Source organism: Streptomyces sp. NRRL F-5123 (assembly GCF_000721495.1).
Classification (GTDB): Bacteria; Actinomycetota; Actinomycetes; order Streptomycetales; family Streptomycetaceae; genus Actinacidiphila.
Window position 1 is genome coordinate 1 of record NZ_JOHY01000050.1, and the last position, 25,805, is coordinate 25,805.

Here is a 25,805-nt window from a genome sequence, read left to right on the forward strand (position 1 = left end):
ACCTACCCCTCCCCCCACCTCCCCCCGCACCTCACCCCGATGCGGTAGAGTATCCGCGGAGCTTCCCTCCGGGGTCGCTTTCCAGCGGATGTAGTTTAATGGTAGAACATGAGCTTCCCAAGCTCAGAGCGCGGGTTCGATTCCCGTCATCCGCTCCATTGATAAGCCCCAGGTCAGCGACCTGGGGCTTAGTTGTTGCCTAGACCAATTCGAGCTTGGCGCGCCATATCCGTGCCATTGAGCGGCGAATTGCGGGACTTGAATGCGCCGGATGACCGCGACTGACCGCCGGACACCGAGACTCTCTCGAATGACGAGACGCATTTCAAGTGAGGTGCGTCATAGATAATTGCGAACAGTGTCCCCATTCACCCTTCTACGTCCCCCCGAAGCGATGCCAAAGTCCCGGGTGAGAGCGGGCGCACCGCCCACCGACCCCCAGGTCGACGGGCCGTGCCACTGCCGTGCCATAGCGGACCATGTCGTCACCCCTCCGCTACTGGCCCGGAGTTGGATTCGCTGTCGCCGTCCCCCGCAAAAACGGGGACGAAGCGGCCGTCGTTGAAGGTCATGGACCAGTCGCTGATCCCCACGGGGCGAAGGCAGCGTCTTCGTCGATTCCGCCCGCGACCCTTCGCGACGGAACACGCCCGGAAGCCCGACCGCATGAACCGCGACGACCTGAAATCCGCCCTCGCCCCACGACAACAGCAGCTCGGCACCTGCCGCATGGGCAGAGCTCCATGAGGGTGCCGCTCGGTCAAGCAACGGGAACAGTCTGGTTGGGCTGTCCCGCGGGCTGAACCTGTCTGCGCGCCAAAGGCGTCCGGCACCGATCGGGACTTCCCCGACCGAACGATCGCCGACCAGGCCGCACCGGTCTCCTCTGACTGCGCGCGAGCAGTCAAGTTCGTGTCCCTCGTGCGTTGGCGGTAGCTGACCCGGCAGCCGGAGCAGTCCCCGAGCATTTTTGCCGTGCCTAGTGCCGGGTTCATCCCCCACGAGCGCGGGGAGCAGTCCGCCGAGTCCCAGCCAGCAGCCCAGCAGTTGGGTCCATCCCCGCGGGCGCGGGGAGCAGGCCGCGACCGTGGCCCTGGCGCTGCACGCGGTGGGTCCATCCCCGCGGGCGCGGGGAGCAGCCTGCGAGCCGTCGTCGACAACCACCCACACGGGGTCCATCCCCGCGGGCGCGGGGAGCAGCCGTCCGCGAGGCGGATACGGGCGAAGACGTCGGGTCCATCCCCGCGGGCGTGGGGAGCAGGAGGACGAACCGCCTGCGGCGGCGATGACCTTGGGTCCATCCCCGCGGGCGCGGGGAGCAGGTGTCCGAGCCGTAGCCGGTCTGCCCGACGCCGGGTCCATCCCCGCGGGCGCGGGGAGCAGGACGTGGGACACCGTCGTCGCGAGGTCTTGGAGGGTCCATCCCCGCGGGCGCGGGGAGCAGTGGCGTAGAAGGAACCCAAACGCGCCCGACTAGGGTCCATCCCCGCGGGCGCGGGGAGCAGGTCTGCCGCAGATAGGTAGCAGCGACGCGCGCGGGTCCATCCCCGCGGGCGCGGGGAGCAGGTCTGCCGCAGATAGGTAGCAGCGACGCGCGCGGGTCCATCCCCGCGGGCGCGGGGAGCAGAGCGCCGCAACGCGCGAGAAAAGGAATTGGGTGGGTCCATCCCCGCGGGCGCGGGGAGCAGCTCAGCGCATGGTCAGACATCCGGCGCCCGAAGGGTCCATCCCCGCGGGCGCGGGGAGCAGTGGGTGGGTTCCCTCGTTGGGCGGCGGACTCGGGGTCCATCCCCGCGGGCGCGGGGAGCAGCTCGGCCTGCTTCTCCTCGATGGCAGCGAGGCGGGTCCATCCCCGCGGGCGCGGGGAGCAGTGGACGAGCTGGACAACGGGGAAGCGCTCGTGAGGTCCATCCCCGCGGGCGCGGGGAGCAGGCGTCCAGGCCGTCCCGCATCCGATCGGTCTCGGGTCCATCCCCGCGGGCGCGGGGAGCAGGACATGCGCCACCTGACGGGACAGGGGTCCATCCCCGCGGGCGCGGGGAGCAGCCCACCGCGGCCCCACCGACACCCGACATGGTGGGTCCATCCCCGCGGGCGCGGGGAGCAGGGCCAGCCGCTCGTGCGCACGTGGATGCCGCCGGGTCCATCCCCGCGGGCGCGGGGAGCAGTCTGACTGGCCTGCGGGTTTTCCACCTGGGCAACCCGTTTCCAACCAACTCCCAAAATTGGGACCAAAGGTGCAAAATATCGCATGCCGCCCGCTGCCTCCCCAACGAACAGAGTAGCCACGCCCCACGGCGTGCCACGTCAGCCCGCGCGGGAATGTCGACCGCCCGAAGCCAACCGGCAGCGTCGAAGTCCGCTATGGCCGGCTCACGCCGCTTCTCCGTAGCATCCAAGGAAACGGTGGAGGGTCAACCCACCGCGGCCATGCACAGGCGTCGCGGTCCCCACTCTCTGATCAATTGATAAGCCCCGGATCGGTGATCCGGGGCTTATCAATTGTGCAAGTCAGCTCGGCGCCTACTGCCCTCGGGCGTCATCCTCAGCGCCCACCAGGACGCTCACCGCCGAGCGGCTCGGACACCGACGGGGCGGTGGAAACGTCGTTGGTGACGACAGCCCATACCCGCTTGCCCACGCCGTCGCGCTCGCTCACACCCCACCGCGAGCCGGTGAGGGCGTCCACGAGAAGAAGACCCCGTCCGCATTCCTCGTCCGCGGTCACCTTCCGGAGTTCCGGCCAGTTGCCGTTGGCGTCGTGCACCTCGATGCGCACGCCACCGGGAGTCCGCTCGTAACGCGTCTCGATCTGGCGCCCTCGAGGAGAGCGGGCGTGCCGGACCGCGTTGTTGAAGAGTTCCGAGAGGACCAGCTCGGCTGTTTCCGTAAGGCGATTCAGTCCCCAGGCCGCCAGCTCCTGGCGCAGTTCTCGCCGGGCGACTCCCACACATCGAGCGCTGTGGGGCCACCGCCTCACCACGACCGGGACTTCGTCGTCGCTTTCCGCATGCACCATCAGGCCGCTCCCCACTTGGTTTCCGTCGACGTGTCTCCGGAAGACCAAACCGGTCGGACCCTGCTGCGGGCGATGCGTCATGCACACAGAGCGTCCACTCATGCACGTTCCGCATAAGCAGTGCGGAACGCGAGCAGGCCTCAGGTGCCCGGCGCCAACAGCTCCAGCGCCTCCTCCCAGCGGAAGCGGTCCGCGCCGCCGCCCGACTTCGGGGGATGCGGCTCGTAGCTGCTGATCCGCACGCCCATCGACCGCAGGCGCGACAGGCTCTCGCCGTACGCCGGATGGGCCGCCGTCGCGCTGTTCACGTACGGCAGGACCGCGGTCGGGATACCGAGGCCGTACGCCTCGCACAGGATGCCCAGCGCCAACGTGTCCGAAATCCCCGCCGCCCACTTGTTGATCGTGTTGAACGTCGCCGGCGCCACCGCGATCGCGTCCGCGGGCGGCAGCGGGCGCACGTCACCGGGGCGGCGCCACGCCGAACGCGCCGGGTACCCCGTCTGCTCCTCCACCGCCGCCTCGTCGACGAAGCCCAGCCCCTGGGGCGTGGCCACCACACCCACACCCCAACCCCGGCCCTGAGCCGCCGAGATGAGCGTCCCCACGTGCGGGGCCACGCCCGCCGCGCACACGACGACGTACAGGAACGGGCTCTTCGGCGAAGCGTTCACGCGGGCACTCCCAACCGACGGGCGAAGTGATGCAGTTCCGGCAGCGTACGACGGCGGTCACGCGCAGCCATGTCGGCCACCAACTCCAGCACGGCAGGGCGGCGCACGTCCTGGGCGGCGCAGCTCTCGGCGATCCGCAGTGCCTGGTAGCCGTCGGCAAGGCGGCCCTGCTGGCTGTACGCGCGGGCGGCGTCTGTCCAGAGGGCCGCCCGGCGTTCCGGTACCGGGATGTGGCGGCGCATGAGCGGCCGGGCGGCCTGGAGCGCCAGCCCTGCATCGCCGAGGACGACGGACGCGTTCACGGCGTGCAACTCGACATTGGTCGAGCCGAAGTTGGACCATCGGTCGGGCTCGCCGCCCCGCATCAGCCCGGCGATCTCCCGGGCCTCGGCCAGAAAGTCCTTGACGGAGCTGCGGTCGCCGCCCAGGCCTGCCGCCGTCACTCCCCGCAGGAGGAGCATCCCGAGGACGGCGAGATGCCGTGGAGACCGCCGGTCGTACGAGCTGGCCATCTGGTCCACGGTGTGCCGGACCAGGGTGACCGCCTGGGCGGTGTGGCGCTCGCGCGCGAGCAAGTGGGCGTGCAACCGCACGCTGGAAGCCAGTACGACCGGGTCGCCGGACCGCTCGGCCTCCGCCATGGCCCGTCCCACGGCCAACCAGGCGTGGCCGTGATCGCCGCGCTTGAGGAGAAGGCTCACCGAGGTCTGGTACGCGGCGGCCAGCATGCCGGTTGCCTCCGAGGAGTGGACAGCGGCGCTGCGGAGGTCGGCGATGAGACCCGGCAGTTGAAGCTCCAGCTGGGCGTAGTCGCACGCGGAGAAGAGAGCCCGCACCCGCGTCATCCTGCCCGCCAGCTCGGGGAGGCTCTCCTCTCTGCTGCGCGGCGGCGGTGCGACGCCTGGAAGGAGCGACTGGACGAGTTCTCCGTACGGAACCGCAGCCGGTGCAGGTGCGGCGAGCGTGGCGACGCCCGCGGCGAGGAAGGCGCGACGGTGCATGTCTTCCATGTTCCCTCGCCCGGCGTTCCCGACGAGGGGAGCTGTCGCCAGGCCCAGCATCTCGGCAGGGATGCGGAGTTCGGCGGCAACAGCCCGCAACACGCGTAAGTCCTCCGTCCCCCTGCCCTGTTCGAGGCGGCTGATCTTGGACTGGTGGTATCCCAGCGCTGCCGCAACGTCGTTCTGGGAGCGCCTCGCGAGCGTGCGCGCATGGCGTAGGAGCTCACCGATTCTCCGCGCCTCGTCCTGCTCTGCGGCCATGTGCCCGGCTCCCTCCGCCCTTGCAGATCCTCCCCCTGGACAACGAGCGAGAACACCTCGCCCACCCTTCATGCGGGATCTGCATAGCCCATGCGGCACCAGCAGGTCGGATGGAGCGTCCCGGGCGGTCAACGGTTTCGTGGTGAGCCGTACCCGCCCAGGAGGCCCCGCATGGAATCGCAGTACCTCAATCCCCGAGGCACCGCACCGACCACGACCGCCGAGGTCATCGCCATCCGCCCTGGCCCGCCTCTCACCGGCACGGTGACTGTCGACGGCTCGAAGAACGCCGCCCTGCCGCTGCTGGCTGCGGCAGCCGTCCTCCCCTCGCCGGTGCGCCTGAACAATCTCCCCGCGAGCAGCGACGTACACGTCATGATCACGCTCCTCCGCGAGGCCGGCCTCGACGTGGGCGGGTTCCCGGGACAGGACGACACTGTGCTCGTCGCACCGGCCAGTGCCCGGCGGCCGAATCCCGAACTCCTCAGCGCTGCGGGGCGTATCCGGGCCTCGTACTACCTGGTCCCGGCCCTTCTCGCTCTCTACGGACGCGCTCGCCTGCCCTGGCCCGGCGGGTGCCGCATCGGCGACCGGGGCATGGAGCAGCACTTCCGGGTGTACGAGGCGTACGGCGACCGGTGTTCGAGCCATCAGCACGGCTACGAAGTCGAGTTGGGGAGCGTCACCAAGCGCACCGTGTCCGTGGCTCTTCCGTTCCGCTCCCGGGGAGCGACGGTCGTCGCGATCCTGCGGGCGGTCGTCTCCGGATGCGAATTGCGGCTCGCCAAGCCGAACCTCTCTCCCGAAGTGCACGGCGTGATCCACGCGTTGAGGACGATCGGCTGGATTGCCGACGCCCGCCGAGATCTCCTCGTCCTCGTTCCCCCGGTCCGTCCGACGGAAGCGTCCGGCGTCTGGTCCGTGCCGGGCGACAAGGTCGAGGCCGGAACCCTCGCCTGCGCGGTCGCCGCCACCGGCGGTACTGCCCGCATCAAGGGCATCCGCGGCTGTGACGTCGCTCCCGCAGTGGCGCAACTGCGCCGAGCCGGTGTCGTGATCACCGAAGAGCCGGGCGCGCTCGTGGTGGACGCGCGGGAGGTCGGCACCGCCGACCGCTCTCTGCATGCCTCCGCGTCCCTGTCCCCGGACGGTCTGGACGCCGACTTCGAACCGTCCCTGCTGGCGTTGGCACTCGGCGTACCTGGGCACCACGCCTTCGCCGACACGATCAACCCCGGCCGCCACGCCAACCTGATCCCCCAACTGCGCAGTATGGGAGCGGACATCGAGGAGATCTCGCCCACGCAGTGCCGGTTCACCGGTCCACAACGGCTGACGGGCGCGGGCGTGGAGACGACCGACATCCGCACCGGAGCCGCCCTTCTCATCGCGGGACTGTCCGCCGACGGCATCACCACTCTCGGCGGACTCGAACAGCTCCGCCGCGGTCACGCCGACCTGCCGGGCAAACTCCGGTCGCTCGGGGCAGACATCTGTGAAGTCGCCCCGTGACGCGGCGCCTTCGGCGGGTGCTCGCCACCACCGACTTCCACTCCGCCTTCGACGACGCGGGGCCGCTGCTGACCTATCTGTCGACCGCCCGCCCGGACACCCTCGTCATGGACAGCGGCGACTTCTTCGAGGGCACCGGCTACTACCGCCTCGGCGGCGGCGCCCTCGAACGCAGCGCCCTCCTCGGGCTGTACGACGTGATCGCCCCGGGCAACCACGGCTGGCGGCACTACTTCGAGCCCGACCTGCACCGCATCACCGTCTGCGCCAACGCGTACGGCAAGGGCAGCCACCAGCTCTTCCGCCCGGTGGACGTACGCCGGGTCGGGGACCGCACGACGGCGGTGACCGGTGTCATCGGCCCTCAGGCGTTCAACGCCGTCCCGTACGCCCAGCGTGTCGGCCAGCGTGTGACCGACCCTGCCGGAGCCCTCCACGGACTCCGGCTCGCGCACCGGGAGGTGGACTCCTGGATCGTGCTCAGCCACTCCGGCTTCGAGGAAGACCTGTGTCTCGCCGACGCCTGCCCGTTCGTCGACGTCATCTTCGCCGGTCACTGCCACGGACCCCGGTACGGCCCCGTCCGCGTCGGCGGCACGTCCGTTCTCAAGGGCTACGAACTCGGCGCCGGGTACGCATCCGCCGAGCCGTCGGAACACGGCTGGAGAGCGCAGGTCTCCCGTTTCCCGGAGGCCGGATCACCCTTCCCGGCGGAACTAGGCGCGCTGCACACGCAGATCGTCGCTGCCGCGCGGCAGCTCGCCGTAACGCTGGGCGCGGTGAGACCCCCGTACCGGCACACCGCTCTGGACCGCCGGGTGCTGCTGACCGACATCATCGACCGTCTCAGTGCGGACGCCACCGCGGACGCCGTGCTGCTCAACGAAACCGCCCTGCGGACCACCCAGCTCGGCGACGTCCTCACGCGCGCCAGCCTCCTCACCGTCGAGCCGTTCGGCAACCAGCTCGTGCGCACGGTTGTCCCTCCGGACTTCCAGCACAGCCCCGACGCTCTTGTCGCCCACCTCACGGCGTACGCGGGCCCGATCGTGGCAGCCCCGCTTCCGTTCCCGCGACGCGTCCGGACCGTCCTGACCACCGGCTACCTCGCCGACGTCCTTGCCACTCCCGCGGAGGCGACCGGTCTCCCCCTGGCTCAGGCCGTCCGGCACGCCCTCACCGAAGGGATCGACGGTGATCCTCACCGGCCCTGAGATCGCCGTCGCGGCCGGCGACGGACGCTTACGCATCACGCCGTTCGACCTGGACCAGGTCAACCCGAACAGCTACAACGTCCGGCTCGGATCGACCCTGCTGGTCTACGCCGACGACGTCCTCGACGCTCACCGCCCCAACCACACCCGCCGCATCGAGATCGGCACGGAGGGACACGTGCTGGAGCCTGGCCAGCTCTACCTCGGCCACACCGTGGAGCGCGTGGGCTCGGACACCTTCGTCCCGCTGCTCTTCGGCCGCTCCTCGGTCGGCCGACTCGGCCTGTTCGTGGAGATCACCGCCCCGATCGGTGACATCGGCTTCCACGGCCAGTGGACGCTGATGCTCTCCCCGGTCCGGCCGCTACGGGTATACCCCGGCATGGAGATCGGGCAGGTCATGTTCGTCGTCGCCGTCGGCCCCATCACTCCGTACGTCGGCAAGTACCAGTCGGCCGAGGGCCCGAAGCCGTCCGCTTACTGGCGCGACGTCATTCCGGCCCCAAGGACCGCGTCGTGATCCTCACCGGAGCCGCCATCGCGGCAGCACACGCAGCAGGCGAGATCACCATCGAGCCCTTCGAGCCGACGCGCCTGTCCCCGAACGCCTACGACTGGCGGCTCGGCGAGACCCTGCACGTCTGCGACGGCTCCCTCGACGCCGCACGGCCGACGGACACGACCGAAATCGCCCTGGGGGCGGCTGGGGTCGTCCTTGAGCCGCAGGTCCTCTACCTGGGCGAGACGTACGAGAGGAGCCGCTCGGAGCGGTACGCACAACTGCTCAACGGCAACCGCACCATCGGCTCCCTCGGTATCTGGGTCCACGTCTCGGCGCCCCTCGGGCACCAGGGCCACGCGATCCGGTGGACGTTGGAGATCCGCGCTGCCAGGCCGGTCCGCGTCTATCCCGGCATGACCTTCGGCAAGCTCGCCTTCCTCCACACCCTCGGTGCTGCGGCGAGCTACCAGGAGCACGGGCGAAAGTACGCGGCCAGCAAGGGTGCCGAACCCTCTCGCTTGTACGAGGAACTCGCAGGAGGCCAGCCGTGATTCCTTCCGTGGCCACTGCCCTCGACCTGCCCTTCCCCAGTCCCGGGGGGAGCGTCGAGCTGTTCCTCGACCTCTACACGGGAGACAGCCCCCTCATCCCCGCCGCCGCCTTCATGCTGGCATCCGGCGGACAGCGGTCCTCACCACCGCCGGGGTTGACCCTCCTGGACGTCCCCGGCAAGTGCCTGGAAGGCAGGGCGTTCGGCGCGTACGTCGAGAGGCTGCGGTCGGCCGTCGCGAGCGCCGTCCGGCAGACGGACGTGCACACGCTCCACCTCCACCATCTGGCTTTCGGCGGCTCCCCCGCGCTTCTCCGGGCGGTGCCCGGAGCCCGCCGGATCGCCCTGGTCCACGGCACGGATCTTCTCTTCGCCGCGAAGTACCCGGAGCAGCACATCGTCCTCCAGCACTGCGCCGCAGCATCGGACGCGATCGTGGTCCCCACGAAGGCGATGGCCGATCGGCTGCTCGCACTCGCCCCGGGAACCGCCCGCCGAAAGATCGAACTCATCCCCTGGGGCATACCGGACCACCTCCTGTCCGCGGCAGTCGGCTCCCGCCCGCGCCGTTCGAGCCACCTGCGGCTGCTCTACGCCGGCCGCCTCACCTCGGAGAAGGGCGTCGAGACGCTTGTCCACTCCCTCGCCTCCGTGCCAGCGGTGGAGCTGAGCGTCGCGGCACCGCCTTCGCAGTTCCACGCCCTGGCTCCGCTGCTGCACCGCCTGGGCGTGCACGTCCGTTACCTCGGGTGGCTCCGCCGTCCACAGCTGTGGAAAGCCTTCGCCGACCACGACGTGCTCGTCATGCCGTCGACGACGTTCGAGGCCATGGGTCTGGTCGCCCTCGAAGCCCAGGCCTGCGGGCTGCCCGTCCTCTACCAGCCCGTTCCCGGCCTCAGCGAAACCCTGGCCTCCAGCGGCATGGCGACCGACTTCACCAGTCCATCAGCTCTCGTACGGGACCTCACCCGACTCCGTTCGACGCCCGGCCTTCTCGACGCCCTCCGTACGGCGGGCCGCGCGAACGCCGCCCGTTACCCGCTCAGCGCCACGGCCGCCGCTCTGACAAAGCTCGGCGAGCAGCTCGGCTGACCACCGCCGTGGCACCCGACTCCCCCTCCGCGACCTCACTACGCTGGCCGGAGCGCAACCTCCAGCACTCCGACGGGGAGACCATGACGCTCGACACCGACCGCATCCACCAGCTCCTGGACGACGGCGTACGCGACAAGGTCTACCCCGGAGCCGTCTGGGCGGTCGGCGACGCGGACGGCACGACGGCCAGCGCAGCGGTCGGCCTCCTCGATCCCGGCGAGCCGGACGAGCCGATGCAGCTGGACACGGTCTTCGATATCGCCAGCCTGACCAAGATCCTCGCCGTGTGGTCCACCATCGGCACCCTGGTCGAAGCGGGCAAACTGCAACTCGACACCCCGCTCGGCACCTTCTGGCCCGAGGTCAAAGGCCACCCGCTCGCCGCGGTCACGGCCCACCACCTGCTGACCCACACCGCTGGCCTCCCCCTGCGCGCCAACCTCCGCAACCTCTACGGCACCGACCCCCAGGACATCCGCGACGGTGTCCTCCACGAAGCCCTCCACCGCCCGCCCGGCGAAGCCGTCGAATACACCGACCGCGCCGCCCTCATCCTCGGCTACCTCGCCGAACACCTCAGCGGCCAGCCCCTCGACGCCCTCGCCACCGACCGAATCTGGCGCCCGCTCGGCATGACGGAAACCACCTTCGGCCCCCTCACCCCCGAGACGGTGTCCCGCAGCGCCCCGACCGAACTCGACGACGAAACCGGCCGCCACCTCAAGGGCACCGCCCACGACTTCTCCGCCCGCCTCCTCGGCGGCATCTGCGGCATCGCCGGCGTCTTCTCCACGGCCCCCGACCTCGCCACCTTCGCCCGCCACATGCTCAACCCCACCCCGGCCGCCTTCGGCCCCACGTGGATCGCGAACTCCCTCCGCATCCACACCGGCAACCTGACCCCCGCCCGCGGCCTCTTCTGGCACCCGGCCCCCGGCACCACCCCCGAGGCCGACGACACCTGGGTCCACTACGGCTTCACCGGCACGGCACTGTGGATCTCCCCCACCCGCCAGAAGTGGGCCGTCCTCCTCACGAACAAGCTCTTCCACACCCGCGACCGCGCCCCCCTCACAGACATCCGCGACGGGTTCCGAGGCCTGGCCTTCGTATAGGCACCACAGTGCGCTCAGACGTCGAAGCTCTCGTGAGGAAGAGGACGTGACCGCTTTTAGTCGAAGGCTTTAGCGCACTTGGCGACGGCCGCCTGCCCCTTGGTCTGGTTGGTCCGCACCCAGCTGTGGCCGCTGTCGTCAAAGACATTGAACCCCGGTGGTGCTTCAACCCGTATATGGCAGTGCGGCATGCCTGCCCTACACGGTTAAGGCCTACAGGTGCGGCCCCGGTGACCGCATCAGCGCCTCACGCTGATGACAGCGCACGCGGCGCCCACCGCCGCAATCCAGACCTGCCACCACGCTGGCTGGCGCCACCACCTCGGGTCACGCCCGTCATCGTCCTCATACACAGGTGCCTCCCTTGGCCGCCCAACGCCCACGTCGGGCGTGCACTCACTGGTAACGCGTCGGCGGCTGCGGAGTTACTCAACTACTAGTGGGCTCTTTCACGGGTGCGCTGCTGGCGCTGCCGGTGGGTACAGACCCGCGGGCACGGAGCGCAGTCAAGGGCTGACCACTTCGCGTCTGTGGTGCGTGTTGGCTGATAACCGCACGCGGGGACACCAGACGGGGGGACCACCACCGGCAGAGAGACGAAAGGGCGGCAACGCGCCAGGAGCGAGAGGCCCTCCCCGCCGCGGCGGGGAGCGGCGGGCCACCCTGTTGCCCCGTCGCCGCTTCTCGGGCACATCCCCGCGGGCACGGGGACCGCTACCGCCAGCCCACCTACCCGTAGTTGGTGGCGGAGTCATCCCCGCGAGCGCGGGGAGCGAACTATCTCGGGTGAACTAAGCGCCCATTAGTAGGGCTCATCCCCGCGGGCACGGGGAGCAGTCACGGTGAAGTGCAAATGTACGCCCTGCCAGGGGTCCATCCCGCGGGCGCGGGGAGCGGTGGGTGCGATCTTGATGGCGCTGGGCGGTACCGGGTCCATCCCCGCGGGCGCGGGGAGCGGTTCGCGTACACGCGGGCGGTGCGGCCACTGTTGGATCCATCCCCGCGGGCGCGGGGAGCGGATGAACGCCACGACGCCGCCCGTGCGGGGTGTGGGTCCATCCGCGCGGGCGCGGGGAGCGGCTACGCAGCTCGCCGCCGGAAACGCTCGCGCCGGGTCCATCCCCGCGGGCGCCGGGAGCGGCCGTGCCGGCGTCGTCACGGATGTGCACGTGCGGGTCCATCCCCGCGGGCGCGGGGAGCGGGCCACGGTCACGGCGCGGGCGTGCTTCTCGTCGGGTCCATCCCCGCGGGCGCGGGGAGCGGGGCGCAGCCGGGGACGGCGCGCCGGGCGCGGCGGGTCCATCCCCGCGGGCGCGGGGAGCGGTCTCCGTCGTCGAGCTGGAGCGTCTGCTTGACGGGTCCATCCCCGCGGGCGCGGGGAGCGGGACACCGCCCACCTGACGAGCGTGATCCGGCCGGGTCCATCCCCGCGGGCGCGGGGAGCGGCCCTCGACAGCGCGACGAAGAAGATCAATGCTGGGTCCATCCCCGCGGGCGCGGGGAGCGGTCGTCCAGCTCGCGGACCTCAGATTCCGAGGCGGGTCCATCCCCGCGGGCGCGGGGAGCGGCCTTTTGAACCGGTGCGCCAGGGTTCGGAGGATGGTCCATCCCCGCGGGCGCGGGGAGCGGAGATTGCTGATCTCCAGGCCGTAGAAGTGCGCGGGTCTATCCCCGCGGGCGCGGGGAGCGGGTGCCGAACATCGTCGTCAGCTCGCCGCGCGTGGGTCCATCCCCGCGGGCGCGGGGAGCGGCCTTCGGACCGGCGGGCGCGCGCCTCAGGCCGGGGTCCATCCCCGCGGGCGCGGGGAGCGGTCTTCGCGAGGCCGTACGGCCACCGGGAGGTGGGGTCCATCCCCGCGGGCGCGGGGAGCGGTTTGCAGAGTTGGCCGTGAGGGCGATCGCCGTGGGTCCATCCCCGCGGGCGCGGGGAGCGGCGGCCCACATTGGCGCCGACAAGCGCCCAACCGGGTCCATCCCCGCGGGCGCGGGGAGCGGAGCCGACCGAACCGCTTGATGAGCCGGTCGTCGGGTCCATCCCCGCGGGCGCGGGGAGCGGCTGGCGCCTTGACAGGTTCGGCGTCCCCTGCCGGGTCCATCCCCGCGGGCGCGGGGAGCGGTTCCTCAACGGCAAGTTCAGCCAGGTGGTCATGGGTCCATCCCCGCGGGCGCGGGGAGCGGCTCACCGAAGAGATTTACAGCAACAACCCGCGGGGTCCATCCCCGCGGGCGCGGGGAGCGGATTCTTCGGGGTCCCGCAGTCTAGGGACCGCGGGGTCCATCCCCGCGGGCGCGGGGAGCGGAAGTCGTCCGCGGTCGGCACACCGGCGGCCGCAGGTCCATCCCCGCGGGCGCGGGGAGCGGTTCTTCCATCGCAGCGGCGCAGGTCTCAGCCCGGGTCCATCCCCGCGGGCGCGGGGAGCGGCCGCGCATGGGTTCGCTCATCCGCGAGCTGATGGGTCCATCCCCGCGGGCGCGGGGAGCGGGCAACTGCAATAAGGAACCGAGCCTTGGGGCTGGGTCCATCCCCGCGGGCGCGGGGAGCGGCGGTCAGCGTCGCCCTTGACGGCGGCGATGTAGGGTCCATCCCCGCGGGCGCGGGGAGCGGGGCGCGCCGGATCGTCCAGTCCCCGGGCGGGAGGGTCCATCCCCGCGGGCGCGGGGAGCGGCGCAACTTCCCGACGAAACGCGAGGCCGAGGCGGGTCCATCCCCGCGGGCGCGGGGAGCGGCCTGCAACCCTGTGACCAGGGACGATGCAGCCGGGTCCATCCCCGCGGGCGCGGGGAGCGGCACCCCGAGGAACGTCCCCACCTTCTGTAGGAGGGTCCATCCCCGCGGGCGCGGGGAGCGGACCCCCAGCTTCGCGTACGCGACGAAATCACCGGGTCCATCCCCGCGGGCGCGGGGAGCGGCGGCGATGCCCGCGCTGGCCGGTAGATCCACAGGGTCCATCCCCGCGGGCGCGGGGAGCGGCTGGGCGCGGTTGGCGGTACCGCGGGCTCGATGGGTCCATCCCCGCGGGCGCGGGGAGCGGTCAGTGCTGTGGCCTTCGGGTGCCTGCCGGCCGGGTCCATCCCCGCGGGCGCGGGGAGCGGATCGGCATCGACCTCGGCAGCGCCGGCAGCGGGGGTCCATCCCCGCGGGCGCGGGGAGCGGGTAGCCGATGATGTAGGCGCGGGCGCGGGTGCGGGTCCATCCCCGCGGGCGCGGGGAGCGGTCTTCGTGAGCTGCTGTTTTATCAAGGGGCGGCGCTTGTTTCAGCAAGGATTCGAGAAAAGTACATACACGACAAAAGACCCACCGGCGAGTCCAATCGCCCAGCAAAAAGCTTACGTGGAAGCGTCAAGATTCCTCAGAGAGCGTCAGAGGCTTTCGCTCAGGCCGATCTTCAGCGCCCGCGCGGCTCGCCTGTTCCGCATTGAGGGCACGACGAGAAGCCCTACGTGCGCGGCAAGGATTGTGGCGTTCCGAAGGTGGTCAGCGCATGTCCCCCTTCGCGACATCCGCGATCGGGGGCACCTGGGCGGGTGAGCCGTCGAAGTACAACGCCCCTGAGGCAGCTGCGCGGCTTCGGGCCGTGCCGGCGCAAGTCCTCCATGCAGCGGAAGCACTGGCCCAGACCCCTTACCAGCCGACCTCACCGAGGAAGCTATGGTGCCCGGTTGCCGAAACGGCGGCGCTTGGACGCCTTGCTCCAGCCTGTGGAGGGGGGCTGGGATTGTGGGGTCGGCCGGTCCATCGGGCGGAGGATGAGGGTGAGGCCCTCGTGGTCGACAGGGTGCCATTTGTGGTCGTGGGTGCGGAAGGTGTAGCCCTGTTCGGTGTCCGTGGAGTAGGCGAGGAGAGCGCGGCCGTTGCCCGCGTACTGGCGGACTTCGTCCCACAGGGCGTCCCGGATGCGGGCGGAGGGATTGCCGAGGAAGACGCCGGGCGAGATCTCCAGGAGCCAGCGGGTGAGGAATCCGCGGAGCCCGACGGGGCAGTGGGTGAGGACGACGACCGTCACCAGATGACGCCCTCGCGCACAAGGGCGTCCTGGCTGGTCGCGTCGTCACCGTAATTGCGGCCGGCGGCCAGTTCGGAACCCCGGTCGGACAGCAGCGACACCCGGTCTTCGGTGTCCGGCAGTGCGGGGCCGTACGGCGCGAAGAGGGCTTGGATGTCGCGGACGCAACGACCGAGCAGGTTGATGTCGTTGATGCGGTCGCGCAACGCCCTCCGGGTACGGGAGCCGATGTCCTCGGGGCCTTCTGCGGCGACCTCGAAGGCGACAGGGATACCGATGTCCGTCTTGTAGAAGTCGGCGACGTCGAGCACGAAGGACAGTTCGTGGCCCGAGTGCACGAAGCCGAGCCCGGGACTGCACCCCAGCGCGGCCACCACGGTCTGGGCGATGCCGTACATGCACTGGGCGGCGGCGGTGACGGCCTGGTTGGGGGCGTCGCCGCTGCTGAAGTCACCGGGGGTGAAGCGCCGCCCGCGCCACGGAACACCGGTGCGGGCCGACTCCTGCGCGTAGCACCGCTTGACCCGATCGCCTTCCCGGCCGAGCAGTTGGCGCCGCGTGCAACCGGCGGGATCCTCGTCCGGGAAGCGCAGCCGGTACATGGCCCTGGCGACGTCCAGCCGGGTGCGCTGGTTCGCCCAGGCCACGGCTTGGGCCTCGACGAGGGCGGAGGACCGGCTCAGCGCCCGCCCACCGGCGTAGAAACGTACGCCCTGCTCGCCGACCCACACCACGACGGCGCCGCTCTCGCCGAGAACGGCCATGGCCTGGTGGGTGACCCGGGTGCCGGGGCCCAGGAGCAGGGCGCCGATCGTCGCCGAGGGGATGTGGCGGATCCCGTCCGCGTCCTCGGCGGTGATGGCGTTGGCGTCACGATGCACGTGGCAGCGTTCGAGGTAGACGAAGGACAGCCGGTCACCGACCCGGGTGAGCTGGCGAGGACTGGTCGCCGGGCGTTTGCTGACTGTGGTCATCGGTCACTCCGCCGGGGCCAGGGTCATGAGCCCGCAGCCGTACGCCTTGGCCTTGCCGAGACCACAGGTGAGAGTGCGCCGCAGCGCGTCGGGGTCCAGCACGCGCAGGCGACCGTCATAGGTGACCCGCGTCAGCTTCACCTTGTGGACTCGGTCGTCGGACTCGCTCTTCTTGCCGAAGGCGAGGTCGCCGCGGTTGTGGACGACGATCTCGTGCCAGGGCTCGTCGAGTCCGTCCGGCCGGGGCTCAGGATGGGCCACGACGGCGAAGCCTGCGTCGGTCTGCCGCTTGAGCAGCCAGTCCAGCTGATGCCGCGGGGTGACGTGCGCGGTGCGCTTGGTCGGCTCGGCCGGATGCCGTCTGATGCTGTGCACGGGGTTGGCGGTGAGCCGGAAGTTCCAGGTGCCGTCGACCGCGAGGCGGCTGAGGAAGGGAGCGTACGGCTTCGTCTGCCAGCCGCCGGTCGTCGGCCACCCGGCCTGCTCCACGAGGTGGGTGAGGTCGGGCCGGTCGGGGCTGACGATGTAGAGAAGCACCTCGCTGCGGGACTGCTGGTCCAGACGCCACAGGACGCGTGGGCCGCCGTTGTGATGGTCCGGAGGCTCGGCGAAGGACGCCATCACCGCGGCGTGCAGGCTCTGGGGCGAGGTGAGCAGACGACGGGCGCCCATGCGGGCGGTGTTGATGCGGAATCGGGTCAGGAACATCGTCAGTCTTCCAGTGGTCCCATCGGATCGTGTTTCGGTGGCACGAAGGCCCGGCGGGATGTGCCCGGCGACTTGCCCTGGGGATTGGGGACGGTGACGGCACGCGAGCGGACAGTGCGCAGGCCGTACCGGCGGTGGCGCGGATCGAAGCTGATCGGTCTGTCCCGCACGCTTTCACCGGGGCCCTCCCCCGCGGGCAGGTCCGCGATCACTTCGAGTTCGACGCGGTGCTCGTGCTCGCGGCGGCGCTGAACCCAGGTGGACGCCTGCCAGGGCTCGGTCTCCAGCGCCCGCCACAGACCTCCGGTCCGGTGCACCCGGAGATCGAGCGGGCGGGAGGGCGGGCAGGACCGGCGTCCGAGGAAAGGGAGGTACACCGGTGACCTGACCGCCGTGTGGAGAGCGTCGATCAGGTCCGCATCGCCTTCCACCGCAGCGACGAACACCGCGTCGGAGAGGTAGAAGCGCTCCGAGACCGGCATGGACTTGTCCGTGTCGGCGTGGTGGGCAGTCTGGTAGTCGCGGACCCGGGTGCCTGGCTGGTCGAGCCGGACGGCGAAGCGGAGCGCGGCCAGGTCGGCGACGTCCGCGCTGCGGTCGCGGCCCTGGGCCGCGGCGAGCAGCCCGACCACCCCGCTCTTGGTGGGCGCGCGTTCCGTCGTACGCCGCGCGAAACGGGACGACGAGCCCCACGACTGGAATGGGCCCGCGAGGCGCAGCGTCATGACACTGGTCACTGCGCTCACGCAGGCTGTTCCTCTCCCTGCGGGGACGCCCCCTGTGCCGGTACGACTGCCGCGCCGCCGGAGGATGCGTCCTTCTCCAGCCGGTCGGCCACCGCCTTGCCCACCGCGTCCAGCAGACCGTCGAGGGTGACATCGGTGCCGAGCGCCGCGAGCGGCTCGGTGGCCGCGCCCACGCGCAGCACCCAACTCGGGTCGCCGGAGACGTCATAGGCCTTCTCGATGTCGGAGACGTGCGCGAGCAGTTGCGCGCAGGCTCCGCGCAGGTGGCCGCCGACAGCCTGGGGGGCGAGGACGGGCTCCTCGAAGGCAGCGACGAAGCTGATGGGCCGGGCGGATCGGAGGGTGACGAGCACGGCCTCGGGGAGCGTGTGGTTGCCGAACGTGTTGATCTTCCCGGTCGGCATGGACGCCACGAACCCCTGGAGAAAGGCGCGCACCGCCCTGCGTACGGGCTCGGTCAGCGGCTCGTCCTCGCGCAGGCCGACGCCGAGGTTGTCCCGCAGCCGGTCCACGTCGAGCGCGGCGTAGCGGTAGAGGGTGGCGGAGTTGAAGTCGACCGTGCCGATCATGCCGGCGCCGGATTCCTCGTCCCTCTCGTTCTGGTCGTCCACGGCTGTGTAGTAGTCGGATTCGTTCTCGACCTGGTGGACGCTGATCGCGTGCGCGACCTGGGCGGCCGCGTCCACGTTGATGTCGGTGGAGTCGGCGACCATGCGGCCGAACAGCGCGATGTCCACCGAGTGCCGGGTGTCGGCGATCGTCCGGGCCCGGTCCTTGTTCTCCTTGACCTTCAGGTACGCCTTGATGTCGTCGGCACCCTCGACCGCGAGGCGCGCCAGGCCGTCGAGCTGGCGGGAGCTGAGGAACATCAGGTACGAGGACTCCGGGGGCGGCTCCGGCTCGCCCTTCTTCTTCGCGCTCTCCGCCTTCCTGCGCGGCACCTCGATCTTCGAGCCGGTTGCCGTGTAGAGCGTTTCGGCGGCCAGTGCCAGAGCGGCGGCTCCCTCCAGCGACGGCTCCTCCGCCGTGATCCGTTCGGCGAGCAGCTCCGCCACCCGCCGGGTACGGACGCCGAGTTCGGACGGATCCAGCAGGTCCTGGAAAGCCCGGCGGGTGGCCCGCTTCCACGCCTGGCTGGAGACCCGGGCGCGGCGCACACCGCCGTACACCGCCGTCTTCGGGGTCCCGGTGTCGTCTCGGTTGAGATTGCTCGGCGGCACGGTCTGCAGCACGTGGACGTCGATGATGGTGCGGCTCACGGGGTGTCGTCCTCCGAGGTGGTGGTGTCGGATGCGCCGGCTTCGCCGTTCCCGCCCGCGTCGCCCTTCTGCGCCGTCGCCCGGACGGCGAGATAGGACCTCCCCCAGGAGCGGCGTACGCGCTGGGGGCCACCGGCCTGCTGGAAGTCGTAGAGCTGGTCGGCGAGCAGCCCGTAGTCGAGTGGGACGGCGTCACGCCGCAGCAGCAGGACCAGGTCGCGGAGCCGGCTGGCGAGTACCGCGGGCGTGGCGGCCGTACCGGCGCGTACGAAGCGCTTTCGGGTCGGTTCGTCGATCTCGGCTCCGGGGTGCAGTCGGCGTACGGCGGCGCCGAGTTCCGGCCCTGGCCTGCGGTGCATGCGTGTGGTGTGGTGTGACTGCTGGTGCAGCGACCACAACGTCACGGCGGCGTGCGCCGCCTCCTCGGCCCACCGCATCGCCTCCTCGGTGATGTCGGCGCGCTCATAGCGCTCGTAGAGCGGCTCGGTGCCGATCAGGCCCCACAGGTCGGGGGTCTCGCCCGCCGGGCGGCCGATGCCGCGGCGCAGCCTCGCCAGTGCACCGACCGCCTCGCTGCGGTCGTCGAGGTAGCCCCGCTGCAACGTGGTGATGTGCTGGTGCACGGCCGTGCCGACCGGCCCGAGGGGCTGCTGCCGGACGGCGGGTTCCGAAAGGGCGGTGGTCATACCGGCGACTCCACGGCGGTGATCGAAGGGTCGGCGGGTCCGGCGATGAGGAGGCGGCTGAGTCGTGTGCGAAAGCGGAGTTCCGCCGCGGTGTCGTTCAGCCAGCGCGGGCCGTTTCGGCCGTCCACGACACGTCCTTCCCATGCGGCAAGCCCGGCTTCGTCCAGCAGCCCGGCGCCGAGGCCGAGCACGGTCCGGTGCAACTGCCTTTTCCAGCGGTCCCGTTCCTCATAGGGATCGCGGGCCTCGCCCAGCCCCCGCAGCCAGCGGCGGTAGGGAGCGTCGAGCGTGCCGAAACCGAGGTCCAGGGCGGCGTCCTTGCGGGGCTCGGGGTCGGCGCCGGAGGCGGAGGCGAGATCGGCGGCCAGGTCGCCGAGAGCCCTCACCGCGTCCTCCGCGTCGGCCAGGGCGTTCAGAGCTGCCTGCCCGTAGCGCTCGTCCTCCCGGTGCAGGAGCACGACGGGCATCAGCACACCGTCGTCGACGACCTCGTCGATCACCGACTGCTGCGTGCCGTACCGCGCGCCGAGGACGCGGGTACGGATCAGGGTCCGGCGATCGAGGAAGCCTTCGGTGGCCAGCCGGGCGACCCACTCCACGATCCTCGGCCGCAGACGGTCGGCGCCGTCCTGCCGCTGCCCGGCGCCCTCGTCCCGGCTGGTGAGCAGGCCCTTCAGACCGCGCCAGGCCATCTGTGCCGGATCGTGCTCCTTGGGCAAATAGACGAGGGACTCCCCGCGCTTCTTCTCCTGTGCGGGGCTGCGACGCCAGGCCGTCATCGGCTCGTATGCGTGCTTGTTGTGGGGTTCGAGCGGGTCGCCGTAGGCCAGGACGACGCCGTGCACGCCGTCGGCGTCGTGGTGAAGCCGGATGCGCCGCGACTGCCAGGTGTAGAGGTCCCGCAGGCCGTACGGGCGCTGCGCGAGATCCTCCGACGCGGCAGGCCCGCACTGATCGGCCCGCCACGCGGGTCTGTCGGACCTGCCGAAGTGCTGGTGAGCGGTATCGGCCGCCATCAGGTTCAGCAGCAGCGTCTCGTGGAGGGTGTCCCCCTCGACCATGACCCCGCCCAGGTTGCCCGCCCAGGCGACGCCCAGCGGATAGCCCTTGCCTGCTTTGACGCGGGGGTCGCCCACCGCGCCGGACTTGATGCCGGACGGGTCGAACGCCGGGGCGTGCACGAGCCACCGGGCTGCCTCCGCAAAGCCGAGCCGATCGGCTCCGGGCCTTCTCATGCTGAAGAAGGGGTCGCCGTTGGGCACGTCGCCGACGAGCCGGTTGAGTGAGAAAACCTCGTCCTTGGAGGTGCGCAACCCTGTGACCTGGAAGAAGGGGTGCTCAGGGTGCAGCAGGTCGAAACGTGCGCGGTGACGGTCGAGATAGCCTGCAACCGGCTCGAAAGGCCTGTCGGCCAGCCACAGATCTTCCCACGCCTCGACGTCGGCCGGTGCCGACACATGCCCTGACTCGTCGCCCAGCGCATCGTGCAGGACGGCGAGCAACAGGCGCAGCAGCGCGAAATCCTGCGTCGGCAGGTCACCCGCCAGCCGGACGATGTCGCGTGCCTGGTCGAACACCTCCACCAGCGAGAGTTCACGTTCGGAGCCGTCGGTGAACTGCACGGGTAACCAAGGGCGGTGGGTCAGGTCGAAGGACGGCTCCGCAGGAGTCATCCGTACCGCCTCCTTCCTCTTGCTCGGTTCCTCACGGCTCACCAGCAGGCCCTCTTCGGGGTCGTACGCCAGATGCCACCCTGCCAGCCGGGTCTGACAGTCCTCGTCGAGCGCGAGGATCAGCTCGCCGGCGAGCCAATGGCTCTCCTTCTCCTGCCAGGCGGGGACGTACAGTTCCTCCAGCTCGGCGAGCGCCTGGTCAAAAGCCGCAGGAAATGAGAAGTGATACGGCAACCGCAGGCCGCTGGCGGCAGCTGCCCTCGCGGCGCGTGCGGACGGCACTGCGCCGGTGGGCAGTTCGAGGCCGCCGCGGCCCTCGTCCAGCCAGGGCAGCGTGCTCAGGGTGCCGTCGGCCCGGCGCATCACTACCAGGACCTCCAGGCTCTCCCGGCTGTCGCGCACCTGTGCCCGCCCGGCCGGGGTGTCATCGGCGTCACCGACGCCCGCGTCGATCCACCCGATAAGCGGCCGACCTGCCCGGCGTACCTCGTCCAGTCGGAAGACCTCGGCCTTGCGCTGCTGCTCGGCGCGAGCGTCCTCGTGGGCGGTGCGGGCCGGTTCGACCGCTTCAGCCCACTGCGACGGGCAGGGTTCGCGTTCCCCGTAGGCGAGCTGTACGAGCGCGCTGATGTCCTCGGGCAGGCGCACCGGACGGCCGGAGCCGCCCGCCGTACCCATGTGCGGGCCGAGAACGGCGAGTGAGCGCAGCAGCGGGTACGCACCGTAGACGGTGCGGGAGCCGCGGACGGGTTCAGGAGCGGGCTGCGCCTGCCAGTCGACGCCGGTCACCAGACAGCGTGGCTGCCTCAGGGGTGCGGGCCGCTCGCCGCGCGCGTGTCGGTGCAGCCGGCCCATCCGCTGGAGGAGCAGGTCCACGGGGCAGAGGTCGGTCACCAGGAGGTCGAAGTCCACGTCGAGGGACTGCTCGGCCACCTGGCTGGCGACCACGATGTGCGCCTCCGGCGGTCGGTGCGGGGACCTGCCGTCGCGGTCCGGCGGTCCGAAGCGGTCCAGGAGCGATGCGTCCTTACGGGCCCTGTCGGTGTCGACGAAGCGCGCGTGCGCGACGGTGACGTTCTCCGCGCCGAACCTTTCCCGGAGCGCGGCTGCCGTCGTCATCACGCGGTCGACCGTGTTGCGTACGACCAGCGCGCAGCCGCCGTCCGCCAGTTCCCCGGCCAGCCGATCGGCCAGTACGGCGGTGTCGTCGTCCAGAGGCTCCAGCGTCACGTCGGTGCGGCGGCCGGAAGCAGCGGGTGTCGCCGTCACAGGCTCCGCACCGGGCGCGACGGCGGTCAGCAAGGGATATCCACCGACATCCGCGACTCCCTCCGCTGCCGTGCCGGTGTACGCCTCCGCCAGCTCTCGCCGCCTGCCGGCGGGAAGCGTCGCGGACAACACCACGACCGGTACGCGGTAGGCCCCCAGCCACGACAGCACACGATCGAGGTAGGTGTTCATGTAGGCGTCGTAGGCGTGCACTTCGTCGATGACGACGACCTTGCCGGCCATCGCGAGGTGCCGCAGGGCAAGGTGGCGGCTCTTGAGACCGGCCATCAGCAGCTGGTCGATCGTGCCGACCGCGAACGACGCGAGCAGCCCCTTCTTCCGGCCCCGCAGCCACTGATGGGCGACGAGGTCGGCGGACGCGTGCACTTTCCGGTCGGCGGGCTGTGCGTGCGAGCCGTCGTAGGCGTACGCGTCGACCGCGGCGATCGTGCGGTGGCTGTCACGCAACAGGACCGCGTAGTCCTTCTGGAGGGCCGCTTTGGCGTGGGCGAGCAGTACGGAGTGCTGGTCGGGCGCGTGCGCTGCCGCTGGGGACCCGGTGGTGGAGGCTGCGGCAGGAAGTCGGTCGAGCCATGCGAGCAGCCTGGGGAACATCGCGTTGCTGGTCGCCATCGTAGGCAGTGCGACGTAGCACCCTCCCGCGCCCGAACGTGCCGCGAACACCTCGGCGACCGCGAGTGCGGCCTCGGTCTTCCCCTCGCCCATCGGCGCCTCGATGACCAGCATGCCGGGGCGCGGCATGGCTCGTGCCATTGCGACAGCCTGCTCCTGGACGGGCCGGACACGCGCCCCGGGCGGCAGGTCGAAGCGCGTGGCGAACAGCTCTGCGGCCGGCTCCCGAGGCTCGTTCGGCGCCCACGGCGCCGGCAGCCGGAGCCCCCGCCACGCCGCGGCGATCCGCTCGGCCTCACCCCGGGGATGCTCCTCGGGGAAGTACGGGAAGAGGTCCGGGTTGCTGGCGATCCAGTCGGACACGATGACGACGGCCGTGAGCAGCACCTGGACGGGCTGCGGCAGTTTCACCCGCTGCCAGTCGGCGAGCCGATCCCCTACCTGGAAGGCGTCGGCGCAGGCGTCGAGGAACTCGCCCTGCACCCGCCGCCACACCGCCTCGGACGGCCCGGGGGTCCGTAGCAGCTCAGGATGCGCGTCGAGGTTGTGGATCTGCGTGTGGTCCGGCGGCACGCCGTGATGACCACCCGCCATGACAGCGAACTGCGCCGACGCCCTGCGCGTCCACCCGCGCCGCTCCTCCAGCCACTCCTGCAGCAGTACCTGCCCGGCCAGCCCGTGCGGCGCCATCCGCCGGTCGTCCCCGAACTGCTTGCGCGTGCGCATCCCGAGCCCGGCAGAGCGCATCGCGTCAGCCAACTCATCGACCTGGCACGCGAACGCAGGCGTGGCTTTCCCGATGTCGTGCGTACCCGCCAACCAGACGGCCAGCCGTCGCCCGTCGTCCTGGCCGACTGGCAGCGGCTCGGCAATCAGTTCCTTGATGTTGCGCGGCAGCCAGTGATCCCACAACAGCCCGGCGACAGCGGCACTGTCCGCCATGTGCCGCCACAGCGGCAGCCACTTGCCGGTGTCCCTGTCGTGCTTCGCCCACACGGTCCTGGCGGCACCGACCAGCCGATCCCCCAGGGGCATCGCCCCGCCCTCGTCGCCACGCACGGCGGCCATTTAACCGGATGCGGGCAGTGTCATTACACAGTAGCGCGAAATGATCAAATTCTATCCAGAGAAGACAAACTCTGTCGGATCAGAACACCTTCTACAGGGGCGTGGCACTGCTGCACGGAGAGCTTCTCATCAGTCCTGCCTGAGGCCCCGCGGCTACGGGGAGCAGCCGGGCTCCGTGCAGGCGTAGACGGCAGTGCCGGGTCCATCCCCGCGGGCGCAGGGAGCAGGCCCGGATCACGGAGGACCGGTGCACGCCGGCGGGTCCATCCCCGCGAGCGCGGGGAGCAGCGCCGCTTTGACTACCCGCACGAGATGGAAAAGGGTCCATCCCCGCGGGCGCGGGGAGCAGCATGCGGCGACCGCCTGGTGTCCGGCGCAGGCGGGTCCATCCCCGCGGGCGCGGGGAGCAGTTCGGTCCCTTGGCCCCGTTCCCGGAACCGCCGGGTCCATCCCCGCGGGCGCGGGGAGCAGTCCGGCGTAGTGTCAGAGTCGGTGTACCCCGTTGGTCCATCCCCGCGGGCGCGGGGAGCAGCGTCAGCCATTTTTCATCGCCTCGCGCTCTTTGGGTCCATCCCCGCGGGCGCGGGGAGCAGCAAGCAAGTGGTCCGTGTTACCCCACTGCGTAGGGTCCATCCCCGCGGGCGCGGGGAGCAGCCCGAGTCTCCGGGGGCGACCCCGCTCCATCTGGGTCCATCCCCGCGGGCGCGGGGAGCAGATGCGGAGGTTGACTCGCCGGTTGTCGAGGCCGGGTCCATCCCCGCGGGCGCGGGGAGCAGGATCTGCCGGGCGCGCTGCTCGCGGTCGCGGAGGGTCCATCCCCGCGGGCGCGGGGAGCAGGGTCCAGGACCGGTTCTCGGTGCGCTTCGGGTTGGGTCCATCCCCGCGGGCGCGGGGAGCAGCGGCGCGATCCGCGGGCCTTGACGTGCATGGAGGGTCCATCCCCGCGGGCGCGGGGAGCAGAGCATGCGGATGTTCCTCGACCGCCACGACGAGGGTCCATCCCCGCGGGCGCGGGGAGCAGTTCGGGCGGCGGATGCCTGGCTGGTGCCGGTGGGGTCCATCCCCGCGGGCGCGGGGAGCAGTTCCGCATCGAACCCCAGCTCCCCGCCAGCGCGGGTCCATCCCCGCGGGCGCGGGGAGCAGGCCTTGCCGTGGGTGGCCGTCAGCGCTGTCAGGGGTCCATCCCCGCGGGCGCGGGGAGCAGGCGGCCCTTGTGAGGCTCGCCCGGGTTTTCCTCGGGTCCATCCCCGCGGGCGCGGGGAGCAGGCGGCGGTGGCCAGGCGGGCGCGGCCGGTGTGTGGTCCATCCCCGCGGGCGCGGGGAGCAGACCACCTGCGGCAGCGCCAGGAACTCGAAGGTGGGTCCATCCCCGCGGGCGCGGGGAGCAGGCGCGGTCGATGATCCAGCGGCGATCGCGCTCGGGTCCATCCCCGCGGGCGCGGGGAGCAGGGGTGGAGTACGGCGGTGCGGGTGCGCTGCTCGGGTCCATCCCCGCGGGCGCGGGGAGCAGCCCTGTGCTGTCCCCCACTTGGCCCCACTTCGGGTCCATCCCCGCGGGCGCGGGGAGCAGAGCCCCTGGGTCCAGACCTGTGTGGGGCCGATGGTCTTGGGTCCATCCCCGCGGGCGCGGGGAGCAGAGCCCGGCGGTGGACGCGTACCGGGCGGCGCAGGGTCCATCCCCGCGGGCGCGGGGAGCAGTGGCCGATGCCTGCGACCGGGGCGATGGTGGAGGGTCCATCCCCGCGGGCGCGGGGAGCAGTAGCCCTCGACCAGCAGCAGCGCGATCACGGAGGGTCCATCCCCGCGGGCGCGGGGAGCAGGCCAGAGCAGAACGGCGCGCAT

Annotated in this window: 16 protein-coding genes, 1 tRNA gene and 3 CRISPR repeat arrays (1 of these 20 running past the window's edge); of the genes, 7 read left to right on the forward strand and 10 right to left on the reverse strand. The window is 71.2% G+C overall.

Features of this window, described 5'->3' with window-relative positions:
• The first annotated feature begins 84 nt into the window (after nt 1-84).
• A tRNA-Gly gene (locus tag IH54_RS0129910) sits at nt 85-158 on the forward strand.
• Nucleotides 159-1,049: 891 nt separating this feature from the next.
• Nucleotides 1,050-2,168: a CRISPR direct-repeat array (repeat unit 29 nt; unit sequence GGGTCCATCCCCGCGGGCGCGGGGAGCAG).
• Between the two features lie 377 nt (nt 2,169-2,545).
• Here IH54_RS0129910 and IH54_RS0129915 read toward each other — a convergent pair.
• The 3 genes from IH54_RS0129915 to IH54_RS0129925 all read right to left on the reverse strand — a co-directional run bounded on the left by IH54_RS0129915 (nt 2,546) and on the right by IH54_RS0129925 (nt 4,955).
• Nucleotides 2,546-3,019, reverse strand: a complete 474-nt coding sequence (locus IH54_RS0129915) for an ATP-binding protein (RefSeq protein ID WP_043182685.1) — start codon at nt 3,017-3,019, stop codon at nt 2,546-2,548.
• Nucleotides 3,020-3,159: 140 nt separating this feature from the next.
• The gene (locus IH54_RS0129920; RefSeq protein WP_031522805.1) at nt 3,160-3,693 is read right to left on the reverse strand and encodes a flavoprotein; all 534 of its coding nucleotides are present in this window, start codon (nt 3,691-3,693) and stop codon (nt 3,160-3,162) included.
• The gene (locus tag IH54_RS0129925; protein WP_031522806.1) at nt 3,690-4,955 is read right to left on the reverse strand and encodes a helix-turn-helix domain-containing protein; all 1,266 of its coding nucleotides are present in this window, start codon (nt 4,953-4,955) and stop codon (nt 3,690-3,692) included. The genes IH54_RS0129920 and IH54_RS0129925 overlap by 4 nt, the downstream gene beginning before the upstream one ends.
• Before the next feature lie 171 nt (nt 4,956-5,126).
• Between IH54_RS0129925 and IH54_RS0129930 the strand changes: the two genes are divergently transcribed.
• The 6 genes from IH54_RS0129930 to IH54_RS0129955 all read left to right on the forward strand — a co-directional run bounded on the left by IH54_RS0129930 (nt 5,127) and on the right by IH54_RS0129955 (nt 10,943).
• Nucleotides 5,127-6,467 (forward strand): UDP-N-acetylglucosamine 1-carboxyvinyltransferase, encoded by a 1,341-nt coding sequence (locus IH54_RS0129930; protein ID WP_052398030.1) that lies wholly within the window; start codon nt 5,127-5,129, stop codon nt 6,465-6,467.
• Entirely contained in the window at nt 6,464-7,681 is a 1,218-nt protein-coding gene (locus IH54_RS0129935; RefSeq protein ID WP_031522808.1) for a metallophosphoesterase, read from the forward strand. Before IH54_RS0129930 ends, IH54_RS0129935 begins: the two co-directional genes overlap by 4 nt.
• Nucleotides 7,662-8,201: a dCTP deaminase gene (gene dcd, locus IH54_RS0129940; protein WP_031522809.1), complete on the forward strand. Its 540-nt coding sequence runs from the start codon at nt 7,662-7,664 to the stop codon at nt 8,199-8,201. Before IH54_RS0129935 ends, dcd begins: the two co-directional genes overlap by 20 nt.
• Nucleotides 8,198-8,734, forward strand: a complete 537-nt coding sequence (locus IH54_RS0129945; RefSeq protein WP_031522810.1) for a dCTP deaminase — start codon at nt 8,198-8,200, stop codon at nt 8,732-8,734. Before dcd ends, IH54_RS0129945 begins: the two co-directional genes overlap by 4 nt.
• A complete protein-coding gene (locus tag IH54_RS0129950) occupies nt 8,731-9,825 on the forward strand; it encodes a glycosyltransferase family 4 protein (protein WP_031522812.1) in 1,095 nt (364 codons plus the stop codon). Before IH54_RS0129945 ends, IH54_RS0129950 begins: the two co-directional genes overlap by 4 nt.
• Nucleotides 9,826-9,908: 83 nt before the next feature.
• A complete protein-coding gene (locus tag IH54_RS0129955) occupies nt 9,909-10,943 on the forward strand; it encodes a serine hydrolase domain-containing protein (protein WP_031522814.1) in 1,035 nt (344 codons plus the stop codon).
• Between the two features lie 686 nt (nt 10,944-11,629).
• A CRISPR array of direct repeats spans nt 11,630-14,158; the repeat unit is 29 nt; unit sequence GGGTCCATCCCCGCGGGCGCGGGGAGCGG.
• Nucleotides 14,159-14,590: 432 nt separating this feature from the next.
• On the opposite strand, the gene cas2e is transcribed toward IH54_RS0129955, so the two are convergent.
• From cas2e to casA, 7 genes are read right to left on the reverse strand one after another with little or no spacing between them, the layout of a single operon-like run.
• Nucleotides 14,591-14,947: a type I-E CRISPR-associated endoribonuclease Cas2e gene (gene cas2e / locus IH54_RS0129960; RefSeq protein ID WP_031522816.1), complete on the reverse strand. Its 357-nt coding sequence runs from the start codon at nt 14,945-14,947 to the stop codon at nt 14,591-14,593.
• Nucleotides 14,944-15,921 carry a type I-E CRISPR-associated endonuclease Cas1e gene (gene cas1e, locus IH54_RS0129965; protein ID WP_031522817.1) on the reverse strand — a complete coding sequence of 326 codons (978 nt, stop codon included), beginning with the start codon at nt 15,919-15,921 and terminating at the stop codon, nt 14,944-14,946. Before cas1e ends, cas2e begins: the two co-directional genes overlap by 4 nt.
• Nucleotides 15,922-15,924: 3 nt before the next feature.
• A complete protein-coding gene (cas6e, locus tag IH54_RS0129970; protein WP_031522818.1) occupies nt 15,925-16,629 on the reverse strand; it encodes a type I-E CRISPR-associated protein Cas6/Cse3/CasE in 705 nt (234 codons plus the stop codon).
• Between the two features lie 2 nt (nt 16,630-16,631).
• Nucleotides 16,632-17,375 carry a type I-E CRISPR-associated protein Cas5/CasD gene (gene cas5e, locus IH54_RS0129975; RefSeq protein WP_031522819.1) on the reverse strand — a complete coding sequence of 248 codons (744 nt, stop codon included), beginning with the start codon at nt 17,373-17,375 and terminating at the stop codon, nt 16,632-16,634.
• A complete protein-coding gene (gene cas7e, locus IH54_RS0129980) occupies nt 17,372-18,634 on the reverse strand; it encodes a type I-E CRISPR-associated protein Cas7/Cse4/CasC (protein ID WP_078862634.1) in 1,263 nt (420 codons plus the stop codon). The genes cas5e and cas7e overlap by 4 nt, the downstream gene beginning before the upstream one ends.
• Nucleotides 18,631-19,320: a type I-E CRISPR-associated protein Cse2/CasB gene (casB, locus tag IH54_RS0129985; protein ID WP_031522821.1), complete on the reverse strand. Its 690-nt coding sequence runs from the start codon at nt 19,318-19,320 to the stop codon at nt 18,631-18,633. Before casB ends, cas7e begins: the two co-directional genes overlap by 4 nt.
• Nucleotides 19,317-23,930 carry a type I-E CRISPR-associated protein Cse1/CasA gene (gene casA / locus IH54_RS0129990; RefSeq protein ID WP_078862638.1) on the reverse strand — a complete coding sequence of 1,538 codons (4,614 nt, stop codon included), beginning with the start codon at nt 23,928-23,930 and terminating at the stop codon, nt 19,317-19,319. Before casA ends, casB begins: the two co-directional genes overlap by 4 nt.
• Nucleotides 23,931-24,161: 231 nt before the next feature.
• Nucleotides 24,162-25,805: direct repeats of the CRISPR family, unit length 29 nt; unit sequence GGGTCCATCCCCGCGGGCGCGGGGAGCAG; it runs 1,693 nt beyond the window's last position.